The sequence below is a fragment of the Flagellimonas halotolerans genome (assembly GCF_035818535.1).
Classification (GTDB): domain Bacteria; phylum Bacteroidota; class Bacteroidia; order Flavobacteriales; family Flavobacteriaceae; genus Flagellimonas; species Flagellimonas halotolerans.
The window spans coordinates 224840-247745 of record NZ_JAYKYV010000004.1 but is presented as its reverse complement, the minus strand read 5'-3'; the positions used below and the strand labels follow the sequence as shown (position 1 = coordinate 247745).

The window sequence follows — 22906 nt, the reverse complement described above, 5'->3', positions numbered from 1 at the left end:
TGAATTTCCCTTGCAGATATCTGTAAGGGATTTTTTTTGCTGGGTAGTATGTTTGATGTCATAAATACACAATGGCTTATTTACCATTGGAAACAAACCAAAGTGGAGTTCAGGAACCACACTTAAAAAACGAGGCGGGACCGAAAAGCCAGATGAGTAGGATAAATCCAACAAACAAATGATCAAAAATTCAACCACCAAAATGACCGCCATTTTTTTGGCAGCCACATTTCTCTTTTCAAGTTGTGCTTCCATAGTAAGCAAGGGAAGCTATCCAATTTCAATAAATAGCGCTCCTAGCGAGGCCAAAATCGTAATAAAGGATAAAAAGGGCATTGAAATTTTTTCAGGGCAGACACCTGCCACACTAAAACTTAAAGCAGGAAGTGGTTTTTTCGGTAAAGCGAGGTATCAAGTAACTTTTTCAAAAGCAGGATATGATACAAAGACTGTACCGGTCGATTTCAAGCTTGATGGGTGGTATTTTGGGAATTTGCTCTTGGGAGGACTTATAGGTATGCTCATAATTGACCCGGCAACCGGTGCTATGTACAAGTTGGAAACCGAATTTCTTAATGAAACTTTGATCCAAGCTACAGCGAGTAACCAAAACAATGGATTGAAGGTTTACGACCTGAATGAGATTCCTGCTGCATGGAAGGGCCATTTGGAACAAGTAGGTGAATAAAAAATCAACGTCACTGACCATTGGACAGTCGTATTGGACTTCAGGAAATAGAATCCATTCTTTTTCATTTGTTCGATATGACAAATTTGGATCCCTTACAGAAATCTGTAAGGGATTAACTTTTTATAGGGGTAGGTTTGAAAATATAATCAAATACTATCGATATGGCAGTTAAACATATCCCAACAGGAGAAGTGCACAAAGGATACAAGGGGGGGATTACAGATTGTGGATTTGACACAAGGGCAAAGCCAGAGCATTGGGAAGAAAGTGTTGAGGAAATTACATGCGATAAAAAGGGATGTAAAACCAGCTATCGGTAAAATGGGGTCGTTTCTAATTTCATATGTTTTGCATGCCCCAATTCGGAATTATCAACCATTGGTTGAAGAAATACAAAGAATTGGAAATTGTAGGCAATGCTTCGATTCGATGTGGGTGGTCAAATCCAATGAAACCAGTGCATTATTAAGGGATAGACTCTCCAAACACATCTATGGAGACGATGAACTCCTTGTTGTTGGATTAAAAGGATATTGGGCTTCGCATAATCTAAGCGGTGATTGTACCAATTGGTTGTCAAAAAATATATAGGAACATGGAACTTCAGAACCAACTTAAGGTATTAGCGGAAAAAGTAATCAAGCTCAAAGAGCAAATCGATACCGAGGAATCTACCAAACATGCCTTTGTGTTGCCATTCATCAATTTATTGGGCTACGACACCTTCAACCCTACCGAGGTAGTACCTGAATTTACCGCAGACCTTGGATTGAAAAAGGGGGAAAAGGTGGATTATGCGATTTTTCAGCATGGTGACCCCATAATCATCATCGAGTGTAAGAACTGGAAAGAAAAGTTGAACGCCCACAACTCCCAATTGTTCCGGTATTTCCATACTACGAAAACTCGTTTTGCCCTGTTGACCAACGGTATCGAGTATCAATTTTTCACCGATTTGGAATCGGCCAATAAAATGGACGAAAAACCTTTTTTAGAGTTCGATATCACCCAGTTAAAGGAGAATGTGGTCAACGAAATTGCCAAGTTCCACAAGAAGAACTTTAACGTTGATGCGATAGTGGACAACGCGAGCTCCCTAAAATATACCAAGGAAATCAAAAAACTTATTGGCGAAGAACTACAAGCGCCAAGCTATGATTTTGTCAGGCTCTTCGCATCACGGATCTATACTGGCCGGCTTACTGAAAAGGTAATGGGGGAATTCACCGATTTGGTAAGCAAGGCCTTTATCCAGACCATTGGCGAGAAGGTGAACGATCGCTTGAATTCAGCGCTTCATAAGGAAGCGGAAAAACAACAGGAAGAGGACAAGGAGCCAGAAAAGGTGAGTAAAGTCGACACCACGGAGGAGGAACTTGAAGGATATCGAATCGTAGTGGCCATTTTGCGTAGGAAACTTTCGATTGATCGTATTGTACATAGGGATACCCAATCCTATTTTGGTATCTTGCTGGATGACAATAACCGAAAGCCACTATGCCGTTTGCATCTCAATGGAGGGAACAAATACCTAGGGACCTTTGATGAAAACAAGGACGAGACACGGCACTTGATTGAAACGGTGGATGATATTTATCAATTTGAAGACCTTTTATTGAGAACAATAGATTTGTATGAGGGCTAGGATACTGTTACTTCCGTTGCTTTTTCTATGGACAAGTAGTTTCAATACACCTATTTCTTTGGATACCAACGTCTATGTCTGTATGGGAAAGGGAAGCAAAAAGTACCACTACCGCAAAAATTGTAGGGGTCTTTCCAACTGTTCCACCAAGATCTACCAAGTCACTTTGGCAAAGGCCAAGGAAATGGGCCGCACCCTTTGCGGTTGGGAGGACTAAAAATGCCATATTTTCTACAAATCTTAAGAGCAACTGCTGGATGGACTATCAGTCGAAATCTAGCTTGTGCGCCCTTATCAGTTTTACCTGAGAGCTTTTTGGACGTCTGACCGGATAAAGTATTTCTTATCACCTATTTGCATTACGGAAATCTGTAAGGAATTGCCAAGTAATGGGGTTACGTTTGGGAAACAAACCATTAAAACCAATACAAATGGCCTTTCCAAAATTTGAAATCAAAAAAAGCAAAAGTGGCGATTACTATTTCAACCTCCGATCCAAAGGAAGTGGGGAGGTTATCGCCACCAGCGAAATGTACAGTTCAAAGCAGAACTGTAAGAATGGCATTGCTGCCGTAAAACGGGATGCCCCCGTAGCTGAGGTGGATGACTTGACCGTTACTTCATAACCCATGGGCTATCGCAAAGGATATTACAAGAAGGATGGAACTTATGTCCAAGGACATTTTGTGAGCAAAAGATCGAAAAGTCTAAAAAGCAATAATTACAAGGGAGGCTGTATGGGATTGATGATGATTTTCATAATTCTATTGGTTTCCGTATCGTGCACCAGTGATAGCGAATCACCCTGTGCCAAGAGAAACTGTTCCGATTTTTCTTCCCAAGAAGAGGCACAATCAACATTTGAAACAAATAAGACCTGTTATTCAAATTTGGATAGGGACAATGATGGGATAGCCTGTGAAAACTAAAAAAAAACAACCATGGATAAAATGAATATTTCACTGGAGTTAAAGAGCCATTTTTTAAGGTTATATCAAATGGCGTTTACTGATGATAATTTTGATGTGCTGGAACTTCAAATGTTATATCGATTCGCAGAGGAAAGGGGATTGGCCCAGGAACAATTGAACGAAGTACTGCTCAATCCGTCCCAAGATTCTAGCGTACCACAGGAGTTGGAGGACAAAATTGAATATCTATACGATCTGGCACTTATGATTTGGGCTGACGGTATAGCAACTGAGGATGAGGTCAATACACTCAAAAAGTATTGCCTAAAGTTTGGCTTTTTGGAAGAAAACGTGGACGACATCTGCGGGTTTTTATTGGAAAACGCTGAACAGAATGTTTCCAAAAAGCAATTAATGCACCTAATGAACGATTGATATGAGCCCTTTAAAAAAAATATTCTCAATCAAAAAGAATTCCGAACCTGAAGCGGTACGCCCACAGGAAGACAACCTTAAAAAAATAAAACTTACTTTTTTTGAGAGTGGTTATGGTTCATCCAAACAGGCTGAAGGCAACCACATGGTCTTTAAGGCTTGTTTGCAGGATGTTTATATGGACTATAAAGGAAAATGTAGGGAAGATGAGAGACTTCAGAAATCCTTAAAAGAACCCTATGTCCAAGAAAGGAGCAAGTATGAAATAGAACTGAAGAAACGGAAAACTGCAAGGGTGATTTTGGAAGAGACCATCGGCAAGCTGGAAGAGAAAATACAACGGTTCAAATCTGAGATTGCCGATGTAAAGCATAATCCCGAAAAATATGTGGAGGATGTGGACAAGAAACCCAAAGCGCAATTTTATTTGGGTTTGATTGTCTTGATTCCGATTACCTTTTATCTATTGGTCTTCTATATATCTGCTTCATATTCTGCTTTTTTCAAAACTTTTGATCCTGATGATGAAATTTCAGCAGCCATTTTTGATGCCAATGCTTTATCTAAGGCAATTGCAGATGGTTGGTTAGAAGGTGTGTTTGTTGCCACTATCCCATTTGCCTTTATGGGGTTGGGATATTTAATACACATGTTTCAAAAGCATAAAAATTGGTTGTCCTATGTGAAGATAGGAACCTTGTTTGTGGTCACTTTTATATTTGATGCTATTTTGGCTTATCAAATCGAGAAGAAGATTTATGACTTTGACAAAACATTGAATTCCCCTCCATTTGATGTTGGAATAGCTTTTACCTCACCGGAATTTTGGGGTATCATCTTTGCAGGTTTTGTAGTCTATATTATTTGGGGATTGGTGTTCGATTTTATCATGAAAGAGTATGACAATTTCGACAAGATCAAATCCTTCATCCGATCCAAAAGGGAAGATATTGAAAATGCTCGGCAAGAAATCAGCAAGTTGATAAGCAAGATTAATCCAATTAAGGAAGAAATTTCGGGAATAGAAGGGAAAATCAATGACCTACAAAGAACCATTGATGGATTCATTTTTTCCAACAAGCACTACCTAACCTATCATGCCGAATATGTAAAAGGATGGTTTTTGGCCATAGCCGATAATTTTGATTCCTTAAAAAGAAGGGATGAATTATTAGCTAAATGCAGGGAAGAAGAGCGAAAACATTTGGAAGAACACGAAATAGCCGATGAAAGCTACGAAGGCAGGTTGTATAAACTTATAAACTGATTTCATGAAGACGAAGATTTTAATAGTAATTACTACTTTCATATCGCTGCACTCCTGTAAAAAAGATGCAAAAGCAGAAACGGCTGAAAAGGAAGAACAACCTATTACCGAGGTAAAATCCACTTCTCCCAGCAATGATTTAAACATTAGCATTTTGCTAGATCTTTCAGATAGGATAAACCCTGAAAAATATCCTGCACCTGCCATGGAATATTATCAAAGGGATATTGGGTATTTGGAATCGGTTGCCAAAAGTTTTGAATGGCATTTATTGCATAAGAAGGTTATTCAAATGGATGACAAGATCCAGGTTTTTATAGATCCCGAACCATTTGACCCAACCTTGAACAAGAAGGTTGGTGAACTGAAGACACATTTCACGAAAGTCAATGTGTCCAAAGATTCTATTTTACTGGTATCTGAAAAGTTTAGTTCCATTTCAAGGGCCATCTATAAGGCAGCCATAGACGACAACAATTATGTAGGGTCGGACATTTGGGGCTTTTTCAAGAACAAAGTCGATGATTACTGCATAGATGATGGGTATCGAAACATACTGGTGATTCTGACTGATGGTTATATCTTCCATAAAGACGCCAAGATGAACCAAGGAAACCGAACGAGTTATTTAACTCCACAATGGATTGATAAAAATGGATTGAACAATGGAGAATGGCAAAAACAAATGGATGAGAAAGATTTTGGGTTCATGGTGGCCAGTAAAGACCTTTCCCATCTCGAAGTACTTGTATTGGGAATCAACCCAAACAAGGGCAATCCCTATGAAGGGGATGTTATCAGAACATATTGGAGCAAATGGCTCGATGTAATGAACGTAAAAAAATATGAGCTTAAGCAGGCTGACTTGCCAACACATATGGATAAGATTATTCAAGATTTCATTCTAAACAAGGAGTAAAATGGCTTTCAGATTCAATAAACGCGTTTCACTTGGAAAAGGTATTGGGTTGAATATTAGTAAATCAGGCATTACACCAAGTTATCGTGGAAAACGCGGCAGTTTGAGTTCGAAAGGGTATTCCATCCGGACAGGGATTCCAGGTCTGACCTACCGTAAAGCGTTTTCAAAATCAAAAAACAGTGGTTGTCTGGTCATGTTGTTGGTCATCATATTGGTGGCATCTGTACTTTACATACATCAAAATAGACTTGGGTCTATTCAATAATCCTTAATTTGAACCGCAAAACAACAGGCAAATGGTCCGATAGTTTCCTGGCCCTTTATTCTTTGATGTTGAAAAGTCCAAAAGAAATCTACAAAAATGGATTGATTATAGAGATTCAATTCTTAATAGATAAAGTTCAAATAAACGATTGTTGTCTATGCCAAATTATTTGCTTAAATTGAATCATTATTAATAATATTGGTTCAATATGGGGGTAATTAGAAAATCCATCACTTTTACGGAACAACAAGATGCCTTTGTCAAAAGTTTGATCGAGCAAGGGTTCTACACGAACGACAGCGAATATATCAGGGACATAATTCGAAAGGATCAAGAGCGTAGAAAACGTATCGTTGATTTGAACGAAGCGTTGATCGAAGGAATTGAAAGCGGTCCGACCGATGTTACTATCGATAGTATTTGGGAAGAAGCCATAAACGAGCACAATGCCGGAAAATAAATTTGTCATTAGTGCAAAGGCAAAGGCAGATTTGAAGGCCATTGCCAAATACACAATAAAAAAGTTCGGTGAGGGGCAATCTTTAAAATATGCACAGGGACTCAAAACTATTTTAGCTGATTTGGGCGACAACCCTGAACTCGGAAAGAGATATGTGGCAGTAAAGGACAAAATGTTGCTACGCTATAGGTACAAGGCACATGTCATATTTTTTTTTGTGGAAAATGAGAAAATATTCATTGTAAGAGTTTTGGGCGATCGGATGGATTTTCCAAAACACCTTAAGTAAAGTTCAAATAAACGATAACTTGCTACTGAAAGTGTTTAAGCAAAAATAATTTCAAACCGGAGATATCAGTTCATAACAATATGAATACGGATAAGCAAATAGAGATTTACCAAGCTAAATGATGGTTCTACTCAAATAAACGTTCAATTTGAGCAAGATACCGTTTGGTAGACACAGGCGCAAATGGGTCAACTATTTGAAAAAAACAAACGTACAATTTCGGAGCATATAAGAAACATTTTCAAAGAAGGTGAACTGGATGAAAAACTGGTTGTCCGGAAATCCCGGACAACCACTCAGCATGGTGCCATTGAAGGGAAGACACAAATCTCCAACGTGAATATTTACAATTTAGATGTAATAATTTCTGTAGGTTATAGGGTAAAATCTCAAAGAGGAACACAATTTAGAATATGGGCTTCCAATATTCTAAAGGAATATCTGATTCAAGGCTACGCTGTAAATGAAAAACGTTTGGCTCAAAAGGAGCAAGAAGTACAGCTTCTAAAAGGAGGCATACAAATATTGAGCAGGGCCATTGAAGAAAAAGTAGAAGATAATGAATGGCTTACAGTATATGCCAAAGGTTTAAGCTTGTTAGATGATTACGACCATGAGCAATTAGATGCCAAAGGGTTAACTACGAGAGCAGCCAACTATCCAACTTTAGAGGCATATTTTGAGGTAGTAAACCAAATGAAATCTGAGTTCGATAGTGCGGTATTTGGAAAGGAAAAAGATAAAAGCTTTCAAAGCTCTTTAACCCAAGTCGCAAAGGGTTTTGACGAAAAGGATTTTTATCAGGACTATCTCATAAAGTGTGTAAATAGAAAATTAGCGGGGGCATGCCCCCGCTAATTTTTTGTCTAATTTTAAATATTTGCACATTATAGACTTCCATAGACCCTGACATGTTCACACTGGTCAGACCAACCCCTTCTATGCTGACTTTCGAATCTTCATCAGCAATGTTTCCAAATGGAAGGAGGTCGATTTGGATACGGCCTTTCCATAGGAGTACAAAAGCGTTGTCTTTTAAGGGTTGAAAACCTTCATGTTCTATTAAATATTGCTTCAAACTTTGATAGGTTCCTGGATGGATACGCTGGAGCATGCTGACCCCTCTACAGCCCGGCTTATAGGCGACTGCCGTTCTGGCGGATGCTGCCCCCCCCCTTACAAAAATAAGATATCTAAAGTTTTAGATTATTCTGGAGCATGTTGACCCCTCTGGATAATTTATTTGGGAGCATGTTGCCCCCCTGGCTGCACAATCCGGTGAAAATGGTTCTTCTTCATATTTGGGGAAATCTATGTATTAGGAATTTAGTTGTAAAATATTAAATATCAAATGTTTAAATACATCCCCAAAATTGCAATGGTCTTACCTCCTGAATCAATTGCTGTCTGGTGGGCTATTGTATCTATTCTTTTTGCCAATCCACTTACTACTATAATGTCGTGCTTGACCAAAGTTTTTGATATGATCTTTGCCCGTTGTAAACCTTCCTTTGAAGCGGCTCTTGAACCTACAACGGAAACTCTTCTTTTCTCATAGAGCAAGTCTTCTTCTCCACCAAAAACCAACTTTTCAGGGAAATGCTTCTTTTCGGCATCTGCCAATAGTTGAAAATAGGTTTCAATGCCTAGGTAGTTATAGTGGTAGATACGACTAGACACAAAATAAAAGAAAATATTATTGGCTTATTTCTAAGGGGTATTGGCTATGTGGATGTGCTGGATGGTTGAGACCACAAGAACGGAAAATTTTAGCCATTCAATATTTGACTAAACTGAGTTGAAAATCAGATTTTTGTAATACCTGGAACGGTACTCATTTTATCCGACAAAAAGATATACTATGGTCATTTTTTGAAAGATTCGGACACAGATGACATTCTACATAGGAGTTGAGGTTGAATTTCTTAAAATACGTTTCATTTTAAAAGTAAGTAAATTCCAATATAACTACTATTATAATAGTAATTATTTCATATATTTACACATAACTAATACTATAATGTCACTTATAACGCAAAATAAAGCCCAAAAAATAATCACTCGGAACATGAGGGATCTGCGTCTTGGAAGGGGGCTGACCCAAAAGGGGTTGTCAGAGCGCTCAGGGGTAAGCCTATCCTCCTTGCGCAAGTTCGAACAAAAGGGAAGCATTTCCCTGGAATCTTTTTTGAAGTTGGCCCTGACGCTTGGATGCATGGATAAGCTTATAAAGGCTACTGAACCCATGGAAAGCAATTTCTCATCCATCGATGATGTATTGGCCAAAGATGACAAAAAGCCTAAAAGGGGTAAACACGGATGAGCACTTATATTTCTGTAAATGAATTAAAGGTCGGGATAGATTTTGGAAAAAAGATTATCCCAGTGGGCCGTTTGGCCATTCGTGATTATAAAACATATTTTGAATACGACACGGATTTCATAAAAAAGGGCTTGGAGATATCCCCGATCAAACTTCCTCTTGGTCCGGGACTTCAGGTGTTCGATTATCAATCCTTCGAGGGGTTGCCCGGTGTCTTTAATGACAGCCTGCCGGATGGATGGGGGCGGCTGCTGTTTGATCGGTATATTAGAAGTCAAAATTTGTTGCCAGATGATTTTTCCTCTCTGGACCGGTTGGCCCATGTTGGTAAAACAGGACTCGGGGCTTTGGTGTATGAACCTGATTATAGTGAGATAGACGTTGAAAAGGATGAGATAAATCTGGATATACTTTCCCGGTACACACAGGAGATTTTGGATGGAACGGCCGATGAGGTGCTGAAGGAGCTGATAGATCTGAATGGTTCATCCGCGGGAGCACGTCCGAAAGCCCTTATTGGTTTGGATAGGACGAAAACCCATATTATCTCGGGAAAACATGACCTTGGTCCTAACCATGAGTATTGGCTGGTCAAATTTGCCAATGGTAGCGATGGTATCGATGCCGGTGCAATCGAGTATGTATATGCCCTTATGGCCAAGGATGCTGGTGTGGAGATGATGCCCGTACATCTATTTGAAGCGGCAAAGGGTTCCGGTTATTTTGCTACCCAACGCTTCGACAGGAAAGGAGACAAAAGACTTCATATGCATACTGCCAGTGGTCTACTGCATTCGAACTTTAGAATACCGTCCTTGGACTATGAGGATTTGATCGCCCTTACCGGGGTACTTACCAAGGATGTGCGAGAAGTAGAGAAAATGTTCCGTCTCGCAGTATTCAATGTGCTCTCCCATAACCGGGATGACCATGGTAAAAACTTTTCCTTTCTTATGGGAGAAAAAGGGGAGTGGAAATTATCCCCCGCCTATGATCTGACCTTTTCATCAGGTCCAAGGGGACAACAGAGTACCATGGTCATGGGAGAAGGACAATCGCCATCAATTGGACATTTATTGAAATTAGGGGAGGAAGCCAATATAAAAGAATCCAAGGTCAATGAAATCATAGATCAAACCAAGTACGCCCTAAGTCATTGGGAGGTTTTGGCACAGGAATACGGTGTGACAAAAACGAATATCAAGTTTATTAGATCCAGAATTGTAACTGTTTAAGAGAAACAAACGTGGCATTGTAATATACTGATAAGTAGGTGATGATTGATTCTTCCTTTATTTCAAAGCGGAGTTATGGTTGCATTCTTTGACTGTTTTTACTCAAATGTAGGCTAGTATACCGGGCATAGTTTCTTTTGACATAAGGATTTAACATTAGAGCCCGGTACTGGTTTTTTAAAATGTAATTTTCAATCCATTTCATTCTTTTGTTTTAATTGCTTTCTTCAATGCGAACACCCTCATTCCTTTGTTGGTTTGGGGGTGTTTTAATTAGTGTTCAATACCTTACTGCTCCAAAAGAAGCTAAGAATCCTTTATTTAGGAAAGAGGATGTTGAAGGGCTGTTTCAAGGTTGGGGGGTGGCTGTTTTTTAGATTTTAATGTAACATATGTGCAACATATCGAAAAATCAACTATTCAATGTAATATTTACTGGTTTTCAGCGTCCTATATATAGTTAAGCATTAAGTTGTTGATGTACCTAAAGGTAAGTGTTAAAAATGTTGGATTTTGACACGCTTTTCGTTATAATATGTTGTGAACGTGATACTTTGTGTTGTTAAATATGTTGTATATTATTATTGTAATACTTTTATATCATAAAGCTTTATTTAAACTAAACATTTGACTGACATGAAAAAAGGTCTTAAATACAAAAAATCTGTTGCGTCTTCTTCTAACTCTAAAGGAGAGAGATTGGGTTGGTCTTTGGTTAGTGATGTAAAGAATAAGTCTCTCAAAAAAGTATTATCAAGAAGGAAGAATGTTACTTTAAATTCTGATTCAGAGCCACTTCTTGTGCCTTAATGAAAATCACTCATAAAGGTTATCCCTTAAAATTTATTCAAACTCATCCTGTTCCAAGTTATGACACAACGTGTCATATAAAAACCTATGTTTTTAAGTTTCGGTCTAAAAAAACAAAATTTCATTATATAGTAAGGGCTGAGCTACATGAACTTGATTTTTTTGCAATCAAGTTTTACGCAAAGCGACACCGGAAAAGTGACAGGAAATATCAAATAGTGGTGAATAAGGGAGATGTGGCCGGTGTAGTTGTAACTGCCGCTAAAGTTATTCCCTACCTTCTGAGATTGTTCCCGAAAGCATCTTTTGGTTTTTTTGGTTCAAGAACGTTCGACACCAGAAGCAATAGACTTGAGCCGTTACAAAATAACCAAAGGTTTAAGTTGTATAGTGAGCATATTTAACGACGAAGAGAGCAAACGGTTACTTCTTGGAAACCAAAAAACTGGAAGAACTTAGAAGAGCCATCTCATCTTTATCACACTTTGATTTTTATTTCCCGGGAGAAGTTGAGTTTTTAGTATTGGGAACAAGCAAGGAGGAGGTAATTACATTTACCCATAACTTAGCAGATGAGGATTTTAGGGATGTTTTTGTCCATCATCAGGCGTATTTTAATATGGGCATTATGCCTTATGATAAGTTTATCGCATCTTTAAATGACTGGATTGAAATGATGAGAAAAGGTAGGGCGGCCTTAGAGGTGGCCTAATCTTAAAACTACAAACTAAATTGACAACCATAATAAAAAAACCCCCGTAAACATTAGCGTTTCGAGGGTATCTAGTGGAGCCGGAGGGATTCGAACCCTCGTCCAAACAAGCAATAACCATGCTTTCTACATGCTTAGTATCTGCTTAATTTTCGATGTATACCTGACCAGATACGGCCTAACATACACTTAGCTTCTTTAGGTTTTAGAGGTGTCGCCAAAGCGAGCGGACACCCTTGTGTTGACTTTTTTGGTGCTCCTAAACGAATCGCCGTCAACAAGGGCTATTCAGGAACATCTCGCTTCCCTACCTTGTAGGGACGAGGCACATCCTACTATAATTCAGATTATGCGGCAAGAGCGTAATTATTTTCGCCAATTAAAAGTGTGAAACATGAGATTTACGAGCTATATCCCAGCGCTCGACATGCTTACATCGCCATTGGTCTTGCTGTCAAAACCGGTCGGCCCCGTAATGTCATTCCCGCAAAGGCAGGAATCTCCCACTTTTTTATCAAAGAACGCTTTTCGCAATACGGGCGTTACCAAAGCTTGGCTTCGCAACATTTCGGTCGGGCTATCGCCTCTATCCCTAAAGCGGTCGGCAAAGGTAACTTATATCCATCAAACAATAAAAAGTTTGCTTACCCTGCCTATTACTCTTATTTTGGTCAACAATTATACCAAAATACTATATGAAGTTCGGAATCATTAGGGAACGAAAAAATCCGCCCGATCGCAGGGTGGTGCTATCCCCAGAAGCATGCCAAAATGTCCTTTCCACATATCCAAAAGCCCAAATTTTGGTCGAATCGTCCCCAATTCGGGTGTTTTCGGACCAAGAATATACCGATAAAGGTCTAAACGTTGTCAAGGATATGGCCACATGTGAAGTACTCTTCGGTGTCAAGGAAGTACCTGTAGAGGCATTGATTCCCAACAAAAAGTATTTCTTCTTTTCCCATACCATTAAAAAACAACCCTATAACCGCGAACTCCTTCAAGCTATTTTGGAGAAGAACATCGAATTGTACGATCACGAAGTGATAACGAACCAAAAAGGGAGTAGACTTGTGGCCTTTGGCAGATATGCTGGCATCGTAGGTGCCTACAATGGATTCAGGGCCCACGGACTCAAATATGATCTGTTCCAATTACCCAAGGCGGAAAGTCTACTGGATCAACAGGCACTTATCGTCGAATTGAAAAAGATAGAACTTCCCAGCATCAAAATATTGCTGACAGGTAAAGGGAGAGTGGGCAATGGCGCGAAGGAAATGCTCGATGCCATGGGGGTAAAGCAAGTGTCTCCTGGCGAATACTTATCCGACACATTCAACGAACCTGTCTATTGCCAAATAGATGTGTCCCATTACACCAAACGTAAAGATGGAACCAAAGGCAGTAAAGCCGATTTTTTCCAAAACCCAAAATTGTATGAATCCGACTTTTTCCGCTTTGCCAAGGTAACCGATTTATATATAGCAGGTCATTTTTATGGGGATGGAGCCCCGTATCTGTATACCCGAGAAGATGCCAAACAGCCCGATTTCAACATAAAAGTAGTTGCTGATATCAGTTGCGATATCGATGGTCCAGTGGCTTCAACCATTCGCCCGTCTACCATAGCAGAACCCATTTATGGGTACGACCCCGTATCCGAAACGGAAACCGACTTTAAGAATGAAAGTGCCATTGCCGTAATGGCCGTGGACAACTTGCCTTGTGAATTGCCCCGAGATGCAAGCGTAGGTTTTGGAGAAGCATTTTCCAAGCATGTAATTCCGTCCTTCTTTAACAACGATAAGGATGGGATTCTCGATCGGGCCCGCATGACTCAAAATGGAAAGCTCACCCCTCGGTATGCCTATCTTCAAGATTATGTTGACGGAAAAGAATAGCTTTTTAGCCAAAAATGCCTTCCAGAGGTTGGTAATGCATTGCTTTTTAGTATATTGTATGTCCTAATCCTTAAAAGCCTGTGACATTTAATTGGGTGTTTTCTGGAGATGACAATCCAGCAATGCAAAGAACCTGTATCGATTTGGAATACAGCCTCAGACCTAGAATCATGCGATTCCTGTTGTCCCGATTGGATGTTGATACAGACTTTTCCTGTTTTCACTTTAATGTTGATGTGGACAAAAAATGGGTGTCTATCTCAGATAAAACCCCAAAAGAGTACGTCAGCAAAATATTGACAGGCTTTGACCAGGTAATCAACGGGTCCTCTTTTTCCTCTGTGGCTTAAACTATTCCTCCAATCTAATATCCCAAGTAACGATCGGATGCTCTTTGGGAGCAGTATAAGCCCCTAATGCTTTGAGCTTTATTTTTAGGTCGGCCTTTTTTTCCAGCGTTTTGATCTGTAGGGTTTTGGTGCCTCCGGCCGGTACTGTAAAAACCGGCGAACTGGAATAGAAGGTGTAAGGCATTTGGTTTTCGAATATCAAATCGCTGCTGGTCACATTTTTTAAGGTAATCCCTAAAATGGAAGTGTTGTTAATGTATTTGGCTTCTTCAAATTGTAATGAAGCATTGAGTAAAGGAACCAGATTTTCTTCTTTTCCAACCAAAAGCGAATTAAAAACAGCGACCGTTCTTCCTGCAAATAAGGCTTCTTTTAAGGATTCAATAGACCTTTCTTTGGCAAAAACCAAGGTTATGGGGCGGTCGTGCCCCTTTTCCACATAATCCCAATCAATAAGGCCATGTATATCGCTGGTGCCCATAATGGTCAAATTATTTTCAAGGGCTAGGGCCAATGACTCTTCAGAATAATCAACCGTATTTATGACCTCTATTCCGTGCAACTCTCCCTTTTTGATCCGCTCTTTTTGAAAATCGTCCAAAACAGGGTTTCCGCTTGGCGATTGGGCATACCATGCGGGATGGTTCCAAAATACAAAGGCATCTTGCTTTTTGGCCTCTGCAAACGATTCTTCGGCCTCGTCTTTCAAAAGTTTGTTGGCATCTGCTATAAAAATGGCATTGCTATGCCCCATGGGTGCCTGGCGGGTAATTTCGGACCCATGAACAATTAGCAGATCATGGTCTTTGGCCTCATTAAGTGCAATTTCGTACGATCTGTTCCTATTGGGGTGGGGAATATCTGCTGCGTGGGGCTGGTATTCAAGGTGTTCGGTAAGCGAAATCACATCCAAATTATCCCGAAGGGCTTCCATGACCCTAATATTGGGCCAAACATTGCCATCTGAAAAAACAGTGTGCTGGTGCAAGTCTGTTTTCAAGGTTTTGTATCCAGGTACATCAGGAAAAACAAGGGTTCTGGAACTTTGGTGCGAATGCTCTTGTGCAAATAGAGCGGAGGTTGCGAGAAATAAGGTTAGAAAAGGTTGGAGTTTCATGTTGATGGTTTTGTCAAATCTATAAAACTATATGATATGCTTCAATCGCAAGAAGTATATTTTACATACTGTTAACCTGAGGGTAAAGTAGTTACATTTTTTTTGGTATTGGTGGTATTGTTCGGAAATCACAATTAATAAATATTTAAGGTTTCCAAAAGTGGAAATAAGCAAAATCCTCACTAGGTTTGTCGGTTGTAAAAAATGGTATTCCTTGCATAAAGATTTGATCATAGCAATACTGTGGAGCCTATCTCCTTTTGGGGAGGCCAAAGTTGGCATACCCTATGGCATGTACCAAGGGGTGAACGAGTATATGGTTTTTATAGCCTGTTTTTTGGCCAATGTATTGGTGTTCCCCATTATGATGTTTTTTTTGGAGCACATCAATCGGTATTTGATCAGATGGCGATTCTATAAAAAGTCTGCTGTTTATGTGGGCCAAAGGGCCAAGAAAGGGTCTGGGAAAAAGGTACAGCGGTTTGGTTTTTTGGGCATTGTCCTGTTCGTAATGATTCCTTTGCCAGGTACAGGTGTATATGCGGGCAGTATAGCGGCGTACCTTTTCAAAATGAAAAAACGGGAGGCCTTTGCAGCCAATACCATCGGAATCTTCTTTTCCTCTGTAATTGTTTGGGTTACCACTTTATTGTCCTTGGAAGGCGTTAAATAACATTGCAAACGAGGCATTTTTGGATTTTTTAATACTCCATTATGCTTGGATTTGTTTATTTTGCTTGTGATCAATGACGTTTCTTTAACCATAAAACACATATATGGCTTCAGGTTTTTTTGCTGTTTTGGATGATATTTCTGCACTTATGGACGATGTGGCTTCCATGAGCAAGATTGCGACCAAGAAAACAGCAGGCATTTTGGGTGATGATTTGGCGGTAAACGCCGAAAAAGCGACCGGTTTTTTGTCCAACAGGGAAATTCCTGTGCTTTGGGCCATAACCAAAGGTTCCTTTTTAAATAAACTGATCATTCTCCCCATCGCATTTTTATTGAGTGCCTATCTTCCGACCGCAATTACAATCATACTTATTTTAGGAGGGGTGTACCTTGCGTATGAAGGAGCGGAGAAAGTATATGAGTACCTTTTTCATCGTAAGGAGGAAGGACATGCGGAAGACCCCATTGATATTCCCGAAGAAGAACTGCCCGAACTGGAGCAAAAAAAAATAAAGCAGGCCATTGTTACCGATTTTATACTTTCCATTGAAATTGTCATCATTGCATTGAGCACCGTGGTCAACGAAACGCTGACCATTCGAATTGCAACCGTTTCCGTGGTGGCACTGCTGGCCACCGTTGGTGTGTATGGCGTGGTGGCATTGATCGTTCGGATGGACGATTATGGGTACAGACTTATTCGTCTCAACGATCGTGACGATAGTTTTTCTGACAAAGTGGGCGGGGTGTTGGTGAATGCACTGCCCCATATCATAAAGGGCCTTTCAATTGTAGGTACCCTGGCATTGCTATTGGTGTCCGGGGGGATATTCAATCACAACATAGATTATCTTCATCATCTGTTACCTGGTCTTCCAAGCTTATTGAAAGATTTTCTGGTCGGGCTGGTCATAGGTTTTGTAGCTGTTTTTTTAATGAAATTGTTAAAAAAACTATTCAAAAGCAAATAGGATACCGCTACGGAAATTGTATATGAACCCAGCAGAAGATTACATTCTTAATCAACCCGAACCGTTCAAAAGCATTTTGATCCAATTACAAGTGTTGGTGGAAACCACAGTGCCCGAGCTAAGGCTGGACTTCAAATATAGGTTGCCATTCTATTACTTGAACGATAGACCCTTCTGTTACTTCAATGCCTCCCGCAAAAAAGGCCATGTGGATATGTGCCTTTGGAATTCGGCACACCTTACCGTCCATTTGGATAAATTGGTGACCGATGGCAGAAAAGTAATGAAGTCCCTACGGTATTTTAATATGGACGAAATTGACGGCAAGATTGTTGTTGAACTATTACGGGAAGCCAAATCCGTTAACCACAAAGGATTTTACAAGAGCTAGCTTTTGCTCGGAACCAGTCCGGACCTTTTGGTTGTCAGTTTGAAGAAGGCAATCCAAAGGGAAACAATACCTAAAAGCAACCATAGCAGATCCACCAAAAGAATTTGCTGATGTCCATTTTGATAGGCTGTCCATAACCAATTTCCCGTGGCAATTCCGTTAGCGATCGGAACCAATAAACCCAAAGTTCCTCCTGAAATCAATGTCCATTTGTTGGTGAAGGCGATATCCTTTTTAAGGATAAAGAACACCGTGGCCACCAACCAGATGGGGAAATACGTTTGGTAGAGGAAGCCCATGTTCACTTCTGGGGCAAACTTTACAATAATGAATTCCAAAGCGGTAACGGGAAGCAAGCTAAGGCAAATCGCCATATACCAATTGGCAACTTGCCTATTGAACTTACGACGCTTTTCCGGGATGTTCTTTTTGTCCCGTGCCACTAACCATATCATAATTCCTGAGAGTATAACAAAGCACGAGACCAACCCAAGGATAAAAGAAATTACACGTAACCCATAACCGGCGTAATCGCCAAAATGTAGGCGGAACATCATGTTTTTTACCCCATCCAAGTACGAATTGTTGGTGGTGGGTACCTTTTCTTGGGCAATAGAGCCATCTGCTACTTTATAAATACGATATCCCAAACCATTCAGTTTGGTTTTGTAACCAAGATATCCGCTGATGGCGGCATGCATATTTTTGTCTCCGTAGTTAAAAATGTGGGTTTCCGTCACTCTAAAATCGCCCCAATCTGCCTTCATTTCATCCACATATTGGTCTAAATTGATGGTGTTGGCCAATTTTTCGTTCTGAAATTCGTAAACTGGATGGTTGTATTCCAGGTCTTCGTACAATTTGTTCTGGTCTCCATCATATAGTCCCATCACAACCGGAAGAATCAAAATACCTTTGAGCAAAAAGAAAGCTCCGGTAACCGCATATACGAACTGGAACGGGAACCCTATCACTCCCAAGGCCGTATGGGCATCGGTCCACATGGTTTTGAGCTTGGCCCAAGGCCGGAAGGTGTAAAAGTTGGAAACGATCTTGTTCCAATGCACCAAGATTCCTGTTATAATGGCAAATAGAAAGAAGAATGCCACCAATCCCGCCAAATATCTCCCGTAGGGGTAGGGAATTTGGTCTAAAAAGTGCAGTCGGTAAAGGAATTCCCCCAAATGATAGTTGTCTGCATAGGTTTCCGTTTTGGTTTTGGCAACGGGATCCAAATAAAAGAATACAGGAGCCCGATCATCTTCCGAAGCCAGCGAATCTTTGGATGCACCTAGATTAACTGAAATACTTCTATCGTTGTAATAATGCCGCAGTTCCACATCACGACCATACAGGTTATATGCTTCGGAAAGATCGTTAAGGTGACCGTCGATGTCACTGGGCAGGGCATCTTCTTGGCTAACGGTGTGCCCACGTTGCCAATTGGCGATCTCGTCCCTAAAAAAGGAAAAAGAACCTGTAAAGAAAATTACATAAAGAGCAACGCTGATTACAATACCGCTTACAGTATGGGTATGGAACAGAATGTTGTAGATACGGTTTCCCATAGTTTTATATGATCGGGTTGGTTTGGTTTCCGAAATAGCATGCGACGCCGAGCACTATACTGGCCAAAAGATAAATGCCCCAAACTTTCCAGCCATTTTTGCCCATAAAGGCAACTACCATTAAAACCGCCCATAAAACAAAGGCCGAAAATGTACTGGTAATGATCACGGCTACATGGTCGAACCAACTGGCCAAGGCCATGTGAAACATAATCGCAACAATAAATCCACCGAATATGGCGGCGGATATTTTGGCAAATCGTTGCCATGGTGATGGGGTCAGGTATTTTTTATTGGCGGGCATAGTTTAAAACAATAGCGTTTCGAAAATAAGGGAGCAAGCAAATATCAAGGTTAAAAAGGTGTAGTTCAACAATCGCAATGGCGCTAGCAGTATCACCAAACTGGCAACCGTCATCAAAACAATAAAAAAGGTAAATGTTCCAGAGCCAATGCCCCAATAAAAACAGCTAAGCCCCAATGATAAGATCATTAGGGCCAAACTGGCATATTGAGATGCTCTTTTATGCGTACCAGTCCATTTCCCCAAACCTAGTGTATCTACGGCAGCCATTTTTTGGGATGTACGGTACAGCAGATAAAAAGCTAGAAAAGTGAGAAAGGTAATCCCGGTGGCCATAGGTTATCGTTTTATACAATAGGTGGCGCAGTGCCAAATAAATTCGTAGTCATCACCATTATATGTGCCTGGAATTTCTTCCTTGGTCGTGGTCTCCACAATGTATTTGGTGTTCCATGGCAGGGCAAAGGAAACCTCTCCATTGTCGTCGGTGTACAATGTTTTGGACCAAAGGTCGGAAACATAGACCTTAAGTTCGTTTTTGGCCAATGGCTTTCCTTTGTACACTACTTGAAGCTTGATTTCCTCCCCATCATTTTCCAATTGCTTCACTACAATTCCTTCAGGATTTACGGTTTTTGTGTCACCATCTGTTCCTACTAGAACCTTGGCCGTTGAATGATAGTGTGTCTTGAAAATGCCGAAGTCGTATTCGGTATAATCAATCACATCAATCTCATTGTTGTTCAAGGCGATGGTGTACACGCCGTTTTTTGATGGTGTAAAGCTGGCAAGGTAATGGTCTTCCTTGGCTTCCGTACTCAATTCAGTTTTTGTGCCATCCGGAGCAATGACCCATAATGTGAATTTTGAAACCAAGGGAAAAGCCTCTCCCTTCACTTTTTCAATAACACCATAGGTGTATTCGCCATAATGGACGCGGATTTCTTGTTTTTGACCAAGTTTTCCGTTGCCGTTGGTCTCAATCCACAGGTAATGTGCGGAGGCAGACAATACGGGCAAAGTGATGAGTAATAGGGTTACGATTAGTTTTTTCATCTTGTTTTATTAAAATTTATAAGTGAAGTTGGCAGAAACACTTCTCAAGTTTTGCGGACTGATGGTGGACCAACCTTTGTAATAGTCCTTGTTGGCTATGTTGTCCAACTTCAAAGTGATTCTGAAATCCCTTGCATCGTAAAAGGTTGATGCATTTAGAATGGTGTACCCATCAATGGCGAACGTACCATTGGTTCTATTGAAGATTTTGTTCTCACTGGCGTAGTTACCTCCAAATCCAAGGCCAAAGTTTTCCAATGTGCCTTGTGTAAATCGGTAGCTGGCCCAAACATTGGCCAAGTTCATGGGGCCTGCGCTTTCTGGTCTAAAACCTGTAAAACTGGCATTTCCTTCCACCAATTTGCTGTCGTTGTAGCTGTATCCGGCCACAATGTTCAATCCATCAATGGGAGAGGCAGTTATGCTGGCCTCAAAACCTTTACTGGTCTGTTCTCCATCTTGAGTATAGAAATAGTTGTCGGCATCGGTATCGATTCGTTGTGCCATATCACTCACGCTAATATCGTAGTAGCTGAAAGTTGCGGAAAGCCTATCGTTGAACAAGTTCAACTTGGTACCCATCTCAAACTGGTTGGCGTGCTCTGGGTTCAAAGCTCTCACGGATGTATTTCCATTTGATAATTCAGTAACAGGGGCCACGTTGCTGAACCCGTTCATATAATTCGCAAAAAGGGACACTTTGTTTAAAATAGGCTGATAAACCAATCCGAACTTTGGTGAAAAGGCGGTCTGATTGAACCCGTCATTGGAAAAACGGTCCACACGCAAACTGGCCATTGCGGACAATTCTGGCAATAGATTGATCACGTTGGAGGCATAGGCACTGAAAATTTCCTGTTCAGCCTCGCTAAATTGTGCTCCCGGATTGGCCAAAGTTGCTATCCCTGCGTCGGCACCTGCCTGTGTCAACACACCGGAATCGTACAAACCTGTTCCCATGGGAGTGCCAAAAGCATTGTGAAGAGCTGGAACCACCGCTTGGAATTCATCTACATTTCTTCCTACGTAGACAAAACCTTGGTTCCCATAGCCCGTACTGTTGTTGATGGTTCTGGTTTTAAGGTAATCCAATCCTACGACCAAACGGTTGCGCATGGTTCCGATAGTAAAATCTCCGATAAAGTTTTGTTGGATGTCGGTTCCCAACGTCTCGGAATTTTGGTTGCTTGTGTAGCGTGCCAAAATAATACCATCGGAAATAGGGTTTTCTGAAAGACCTTCTGCCGTTGTGGTTACTTCGTACAAGTAAGAGTAGTATCCGTCTGACTTTGCATTGGATCTTGAGATTACCGTCTGGGAGGTCCAGGAATCACTCAAAATATAGTTCATCTGGCCTTGCAGACTATACGTTGGTGTATCGATATACAAGTCGTTGCTGGTGTAGGAACGTTTAAAATCATAACCCAATTCATCCAAGTTGGTCACACGTAGTGGCGAACCACGATCTAGGAACAACATGGTTTGATTGGTGCTCCTACCATTGTAAAATTCAGTGTTTATGTTGAACGAAAGTCTGTCACTTGCCTGAAATGCCAATGATGGTGCAAAAAAGAAGGACTTTCTAAATCCGGCATCCTGGTAGCTGTTTTGGGTATGGTAAGCAGTATTAACGCGTAGTGCAATATTGTTTTGGTCGCCCAAAGTGGTGTTTACATCTGCACTCACTCGGTTCAATCCGTAGCTACCTGAAGTGTATGAGATATTTCCTCCAAAACCGTAGAATGGTTTTTTGGTGTTGATGTTGATCAAACCTCCGTAAGAAATAAGGCTGCTACCGTACAAAGTTCCGGAAGGACCTTTGATTACCTCGATGGATTCAATATTTGCTGGATCTGGGCTGCCGTTGGTCAAACCGGGCAAGCCGTTGATCATTGTGGGCTGCACCGCAAAACCACGCAATGAAAAATAACCAGCGCCGTCGCTTCCTCTTCCCGTAGATTCCCAAAGCTTATCGATCCCAGGTGCATTTTTAAGGGCGTCATCAAAATTGGTAACGACCTGATCTTGCAATAATTCAGTTGAGATGGAATTGTAAACCTGAGGGTTTTCGATGTCCTTGAGGGGCATTTTTGACACATAGACACTTGCTTTGCGCGAGAATTTGTTGGTTTGATTCCCCTCGACTACAACCTCATTGAGCTGTTCTTGCCTTTCCACCAAATTGATGGTCTGTATGTTGGTGGTTTGGTTAGCGTAAACGGTTACGGTTTTGTTCTGTGTGCCAAAACCTACCATCGAAAACGTTAAGGTGTAGGAGCCAGGGGCAAGGTTTGAAATTTCGTATTCCCCGGAATAGTCCGTATTTGTACCTAAACTGGTGTTGGACACCGCAATATTGACATTGCCAAGTGGGTTGTTTCTTTGATCGGTTACCTTTCCTTTTAAATTTCCAGTTTGTGCCTGAGAAGTGAAAAAAGCAGCGAAACTAAGAATGAGTAATATATGTTTCATTTTATTTGTAATTGGTCTAAATAAGTTTGAGCTGCAAATGTATGTTCCACTGCTAAATCAAGCAAAAAATATTTAGACTAATTATAAATAAAGTTTTTGTAAATGATTTAAATTGTTGATTTACAGAGTTGTGAAA

At 40.6% G+C, this 22906-nt stretch carries 29 protein-coding genes and 1 other RNA gene; 22 read left to right on the top strand and 8 right to left on the bottom strand.

Features of this window, described 5'->3' with window-relative positions:
* Positions 1-178: 178 nt before the first annotated feature.
* From VM932_RS07180 to rhuM, 13 genes are all read left to right on the top strand, one after another.
* The gene (locus VM932_RS07180) at positions 179-688 is read left to right on the top strand and encodes a hypothetical protein (RefSeq protein ID WP_326278109.1); all 510 of its coding nucleotides are present in this window, start codon (positions 179-181) and stop codon (positions 686-688) included.
* A 164-nt stretch (positions 689-852) separates the two neighbouring features.
* Positions 853-1011 carry a hypothetical protein gene (locus VM932_RS07175; protein WP_326278108.1) on the top strand — a complete coding sequence of 53 codons (159 nt, stop codon included), beginning with the start codon at positions 853-855 and terminating at the stop codon, positions 1009-1011.
* 275 nt (positions 1012-1286) lie between these two features.
* Positions 1287-2336, top strand: coding sequence for a type I restriction endonuclease (locus tag VM932_RS07170; RefSeq protein ID WP_326278107.1), 1050 nt, complete (start codon positions 1287-1289; stop codon positions 2334-2336).
* Positions 2326-2553 (top strand): hypothetical protein, encoded by a 228-nt coding sequence (locus tag VM932_RS07165; protein WP_326278106.1) that lies wholly within the window; start codon positions 2326-2328, stop codon positions 2551-2553. Before VM932_RS07170 ends, VM932_RS07165 begins: the two co-directional genes overlap by 11 nt.
* A 214-nt stretch (positions 2554-2767) precedes the next feature.
* Positions 2768-2962, top strand: a complete 195-nt coding sequence (locus tag VM932_RS07160; RefSeq protein WP_326278105.1) for a YegP family protein — start codon at positions 2768-2770, stop codon at positions 2960-2962.
* A 3-nt stretch (positions 2963-2965) separates the two neighbouring features.
* Positions 2966-3265: an excalibur calcium-binding domain-containing protein gene (locus VM932_RS07155; protein WP_326278104.1), complete on the top strand. Its 300-nt coding sequence runs from the start codon at positions 2966-2968 to the stop codon at positions 3263-3265.
* Between the two features lie 12 nt (positions 3266-3277).
* Positions 3278-3682 (top strand): hypothetical protein, encoded by a 405-nt coding sequence (locus VM932_RS07150; protein ID WP_326278103.1) that lies wholly within the window; start codon positions 3278-3280, stop codon positions 3680-3682.
* 1 nt (position 3683) lies between these two features.
* A complete protein-coding gene (locus tag VM932_RS07145) occupies positions 3684-4949 on the top strand; it encodes an ABC transporter permease (protein WP_326278102.1) in 1266 nt (421 codons plus the stop codon).
* Between the two features lie 4 nt (positions 4950-4953).
* Positions 4954-5868 carry a hypothetical protein gene (locus tag VM932_RS07140; RefSeq protein WP_326278101.1) on the top strand — a complete coding sequence of 305 codons (915 nt, stop codon included), beginning with the start codon at positions 4954-4956 and terminating at the stop codon, positions 5866-5868.
* 1 nt (position 5869) lies between these two features.
* Entirely contained in the window at positions 5870-6136 is a 267-nt protein-coding gene (locus tag VM932_RS07135) for a DUF4236 domain-containing protein (protein WP_326278100.1), read from the top strand.
* Positions 6137-6344: 208 nt separating this feature from the next.
* Entirely contained in the window at positions 6345-6596 is a 252-nt protein-coding gene (locus tag VM932_RS07130; RefSeq protein WP_326278099.1) for a type II toxin-antitoxin system ParD family antitoxin, read from the top strand.
* Positions 6583-6885 carry a type II toxin-antitoxin system RelE/ParE family toxin gene (locus VM932_RS07125; protein ID WP_326278098.1) on the top strand — a complete coding sequence of 101 codons (303 nt, stop codon included), beginning with the start codon at positions 6583-6585 and terminating at the stop codon, positions 6883-6885. The genes VM932_RS07130 and VM932_RS07125 overlap by 14 nt, the downstream gene beginning before the upstream one ends.
* A gap of 183 nt (positions 6886-7068) precedes the next feature.
* The gene (gene rhuM / locus VM932_RS07120) at positions 7069-7743 is read left to right on the top strand and encodes a RhuM family protein (protein WP_326278097.1); all 675 of its coding nucleotides are present in this window, start codon (positions 7069-7071) and stop codon (positions 7741-7743) included.
* A 489-nt stretch (positions 7744-8232) separates the two neighbouring features.
* Here the strand turns inward: rhuM and VM932_RS07115 are convergent, their stop codons facing one another.
* On the bottom strand, positions 8233-8565 hold the full coding sequence (locus tag VM932_RS07115) for a DNA-processing protein DprA (RefSeq protein WP_326278096.1): 333 nt from the start codon (positions 8563-8565) through the stop codon (positions 8233-8235).
* A gap of 388 nt (positions 8566-8953) precedes the next feature.
* Here VM932_RS07115 and VM932_RS07110 point away from each other — a divergent pair, with 388 nt between their 5' ends.
* The 4 genes from VM932_RS07110 (at position 8954) to VM932_RS07095 (ending at position 11965) form a co-directional block, all read left to right on the top strand.
* A complete protein-coding gene (locus VM932_RS07110) occupies positions 8954-9208 on the top strand; it encodes a helix-turn-helix domain-containing protein (RefSeq protein WP_326278095.1) in 255 nt (84 codons plus the stop codon).
* Complete coding sequence (locus tag VM932_RS07105; RefSeq protein ID WP_326278094.1) at positions 9205-10443, top strand: type II toxin-antitoxin system HipA family toxin; 1239 nt, start codon at positions 9205-9207, stop codon at positions 10441-10443. The genes VM932_RS07110 and VM932_RS07105 overlap by 4 nt, the downstream gene beginning before the upstream one ends.
* A 636-nt stretch (positions 10444-11079) precedes the next feature.
* Positions 11080-11253 carry a hypothetical protein gene (locus tag VM932_RS07100; protein ID WP_326278093.1) on the top strand — a complete coding sequence of 58 codons (174 nt, stop codon included), beginning with the start codon at positions 11080-11082 and terminating at the stop codon, positions 11251-11253.
* 430 nt (positions 11254-11683) lie between these two features.
* Positions 11684-11965 (top strand): hypothetical protein, encoded by a 282-nt coding sequence (locus tag VM932_RS07095; RefSeq protein ID WP_326278092.1) that lies wholly within the window; start codon positions 11684-11686, stop codon positions 11963-11965.
* Positions 11966-12037: 72 nt separating this feature from the next.
* Here VM932_RS07095 and ssrA read toward each other — a convergent pair.
* Positions 12038-12437, bottom strand: a transfer-messenger RNA (tmRNA) gene (ssrA, locus tag VM932_RS07090).
* A 223-nt stretch (positions 12438-12660) separates the two neighbouring features.
* On the opposite strand from ssrA, the gene VM932_RS07085 reads away from it, so the two are divergent.
* Positions 12661-13866, top strand: coding sequence for an NAD(P)-dependent oxidoreductase (locus VM932_RS07085; protein ID WP_326278091.1), 1206 nt, complete (start codon positions 12661-12663; stop codon positions 13864-13866).
* A gap of 122 nt (positions 13867-13988) precedes the next feature.
* Positions 13989-14216, top strand: a complete 228-nt coding sequence (locus VM932_RS07080) for a hypothetical protein (RefSeq protein WP_326278090.1) — start codon at positions 13989-13991, stop codon at positions 14214-14216.
* A 1-nt stretch (position 14217) separates the two neighbouring features.
* On the opposite strand, the gene VM932_RS07075 is transcribed toward VM932_RS07080, so the two are convergent.
* On the bottom strand, positions 14218-15333 hold the full coding sequence (locus VM932_RS07075) for an Sb-PDE family phosphodiesterase (RefSeq protein ID WP_326278089.1): 1116 nt from the start codon (positions 15331-15333) through the stop codon (positions 14218-14220).
* A 214-nt stretch (positions 15334-15547) separates the two neighbouring features.
* On the opposite strand from VM932_RS07075, the gene VM932_RS07070 reads away from it, so the two are divergent.
* The 3 genes from VM932_RS07070 (at position 15548) to VM932_RS07060 (ending at position 17370) form a co-directional block, all read left to right on the top strand.
* Entirely contained in the window at positions 15548-16006 is a 459-nt protein-coding gene (locus tag VM932_RS07070) for a COG2426 family protein (RefSeq protein WP_163626030.1), read from the top strand.
* Positions 16007-16109: 103 nt separating this feature from the next.
* Positions 16110-16979 (top strand): DUF808 domain-containing protein, encoded by an 870-nt coding sequence (locus tag VM932_RS07065; protein ID WP_326278088.1) that lies wholly within the window; start codon positions 16110-16112, stop codon positions 16977-16979.
* A 22-nt stretch (positions 16980-17001) separates the two neighbouring features.
* Positions 17002-17370: a DUF1801 domain-containing protein gene (locus VM932_RS07060; RefSeq protein ID WP_326278087.1), complete on the top strand. Its 369-nt coding sequence runs from the start codon at positions 17002-17004 to the stop codon at positions 17368-17370.
* On the opposite strand, the gene VM932_RS07055 is transcribed toward VM932_RS07060, so the two are convergent.
* The 5 genes from VM932_RS07055 to VM932_RS07035 are packed head-to-tail and all read right to left on the bottom strand — an operon-like array spanning position 17367 to position 22770.
* Positions 17367-18938 carry a PepSY-associated TM helix domain-containing protein gene (locus tag VM932_RS07055; RefSeq protein ID WP_326278086.1) on the bottom strand — a complete coding sequence of 524 codons (1572 nt, stop codon included), beginning with the start codon at positions 18936-18938 and terminating at the stop codon, positions 17367-17369. The two genes, VM932_RS07060 and VM932_RS07055, sit on opposite strands and share 4 nt — an antisense overlap.
* Positions 18939-18942: 4 nt before the next feature.
* A complete protein-coding gene (locus VM932_RS07050) occupies positions 18943-19242 on the bottom strand; it encodes a hypothetical protein (RefSeq protein ID WP_326278085.1) in 300 nt (99 codons plus the stop codon).
* A gap of 3 nt (positions 19243-19245) precedes the next feature.
* A complete protein-coding gene (locus tag VM932_RS07045) occupies positions 19246-19578 on the bottom strand; it encodes a hypothetical protein (protein WP_326278084.1) in 333 nt (110 codons plus the stop codon).
* A 3-nt stretch (positions 19579-19581) separates the two neighbouring features.
* Positions 19582-20298 (bottom strand): DUF4198 domain-containing protein, encoded by a 717-nt coding sequence (locus tag VM932_RS07040; RefSeq protein WP_326278083.1) that lies wholly within the window; start codon positions 20296-20298, stop codon positions 19582-19584.
* Between the two features lie 9 nt (positions 20299-20307).
* On the bottom strand, positions 20308-22770 hold the full coding sequence (locus tag VM932_RS07035; protein ID WP_326278082.1) for a TonB-dependent receptor: 2463 nt from the start codon (positions 22768-22770) through the stop codon (positions 20308-20310).
* Positions 22771-22906 lie beyond the last annotated feature (136 nt).

What these genes read in the sequence shown, in the direction of transcription:
- VM932_RS07170 (WP_326278107.1), top strand. Translation starts at nt 1,287, where the DNA reads ATGGAACTTCAGAACCAACTTAAGGTATTAGCGGAAAAAGTAATCAAG.
- VM932_RS07155 (WP_326278104.1), top strand. Translation starts at nt 2,966, where the DNA reads ATGGGCTATCGCAAAGGATATTACAAGAAGGATGGAACTTATGTCCAA.
- VM932_RS07045 (WP_326278084.1), bottom strand. Translation starts at nt 19,578, where the DNA reads ATGGCCACCGGGATTACCTTTCTCACTTTTCTAGCTTTTTATCTGCTG.
- VM932_RS07035 (WP_326278082.1), bottom strand. Translation starts at nt 22,770, where the DNA reads ATGAAACATATATTACTCATTCTTAGTTTCGCTGCTTTTTTCACTTCT.
- VM932_RS07130 (WP_326278099.1), top strand. Translation starts at nt 6,345, where the DNA reads ATGGGGGTAATTAGAAAATCCATCACTTTTACGGAACAACAAGATGCC.
- VM932_RS07100 (WP_326278093.1), top strand. Translation starts at nt 11,080, where the DNA reads ATGAAAAAAGGTCTTAAATACAAAAAATCTGTTGCGTCTTCTTCTAAC.
- VM932_RS07075 (WP_326278089.1), bottom strand. Translation starts at nt 15,333, where the DNA reads ATGAAACTCCAACCTTTTCTAACCTTATTTCTCGCAACCTCCGCTCTA.
- VM932_RS07040 (WP_326278083.1), bottom strand. Translation starts at nt 20,298, where the DNA reads ATGAAAAAACTAATCGTAACCCTATTACTCATCACTTTGCCCGTATTG.
- VM932_RS07140 (WP_326278101.1), top strand. Translation starts at nt 4,954, where the DNA reads ATGAAGACGAAGATTTTAATAGTAATTACTACTTTCATATCGCTGCAC.
- VM932_RS07050 (WP_326278085.1), bottom strand. Translation starts at nt 19,242, where the DNA reads ATGCCCGCCAATAAAAAATACCTGACCCCATCACCATGGCAACGATTT.
- VM932_RS07175 (WP_326278108.1), top strand. Translation starts at nt 853, where the DNA reads ATGGCAGTTAAACATATCCCAACAGGAGAAGTGCACAAAGGATACAAG.
- VM932_RS07110 (WP_326278095.1), top strand. Translation starts at nt 8,954, where the DNA reads ATGAGGGATCTGCGTCTTGGAAGGGGGCTGACCCAAAAGGGGTTGTCA.
- VM932_RS07055 (WP_326278086.1), bottom strand. Translation starts at nt 18,938, where the DNA reads ATGGGAAACCGTATCTACAACATTCTGTTCCATACCCATACTGTAAGC.
- VM932_RS07080 (WP_326278090.1), top strand. Translation starts at nt 13,989, where the DNA reads ATGCAAAGAACCTGTATCGATTTGGAATACAGCCTCAGACCTAGAATC.
- VM932_RS07150 (WP_326278103.1), top strand. Translation starts at nt 3,278, where the DNA reads ATGGATAAAATGAATATTTCACTGGAGTTAAAGAGCCATTTTTTAAGG.
- VM932_RS07160 (WP_326278105.1), top strand. Translation starts at nt 2,768, where the DNA reads ATGGCCTTTCCAAAATTTGAAATCAAAAAAAGCAAAAGTGGCGATTAC.
- VM932_RS07105 (WP_326278094.1), top strand. Translation starts at nt 9,205, where the DNA reads ATGAGCACTTATATTTCTGTAAATGAATTAAAGGTCGGGATAGATTTT.
- VM932_RS07135 (WP_326278100.1), top strand. Translation starts at nt 5,870, where the DNA reads ATGGCTTTCAGATTCAATAAACGCGTTTCACTTGGAAAAGGTATTGGG.
- rhuM (WP_326278097.1), top strand. Translation starts at nt 7,069, where the DNA reads ATGGGTCAACTATTTGAAAAAAACAAACGTACAATTTCGGAGCATATA.
- VM932_RS07060 (WP_326278087.1), top strand. Translation starts at nt 17,002, where the DNA reads ATGAACCCAGCAGAAGATTACATTCTTAATCAACCCGAACCGTTCAAA.
- VM932_RS07180 (WP_326278109.1), top strand. Translation starts at nt 179, where the DNA reads ATGATCAAAAATTCAACCACCAAAATGACCGCCATTTTTTTGGCAGCC.
- VM932_RS07165 (WP_326278106.1), top strand. Translation starts at nt 2,326, where the DNA reads ATGAGGGCTAGGATACTGTTACTTCCGTTGCTTTTTCTATGGACAAGT.
- VM932_RS07065 (WP_326278088.1), top strand. Translation starts at nt 16,110, where the DNA reads ATGGCTTCAGGTTTTTTTGCTGTTTTGGATGATATTTCTGCACTTATG.
- VM932_RS07125 (WP_326278098.1), top strand. Translation starts at nt 6,583, where the DNA reads ATGCCGGAAAATAAATTTGTCATTAGTGCAAAGGCAAAGGCAGATTTG.
- VM932_RS07145 (WP_326278102.1), top strand. Translation starts at nt 3,684, where the DNA reads ATGAGCCCTTTAAAAAAAATATTCTCAATCAAAAAGAATTCCGAACCT.
- VM932_RS07085 (WP_326278091.1), top strand. Translation starts at nt 12,661, where the DNA reads ATGAAGTTCGGAATCATTAGGGAACGAAAAAATCCGCCCGATCGCAGG.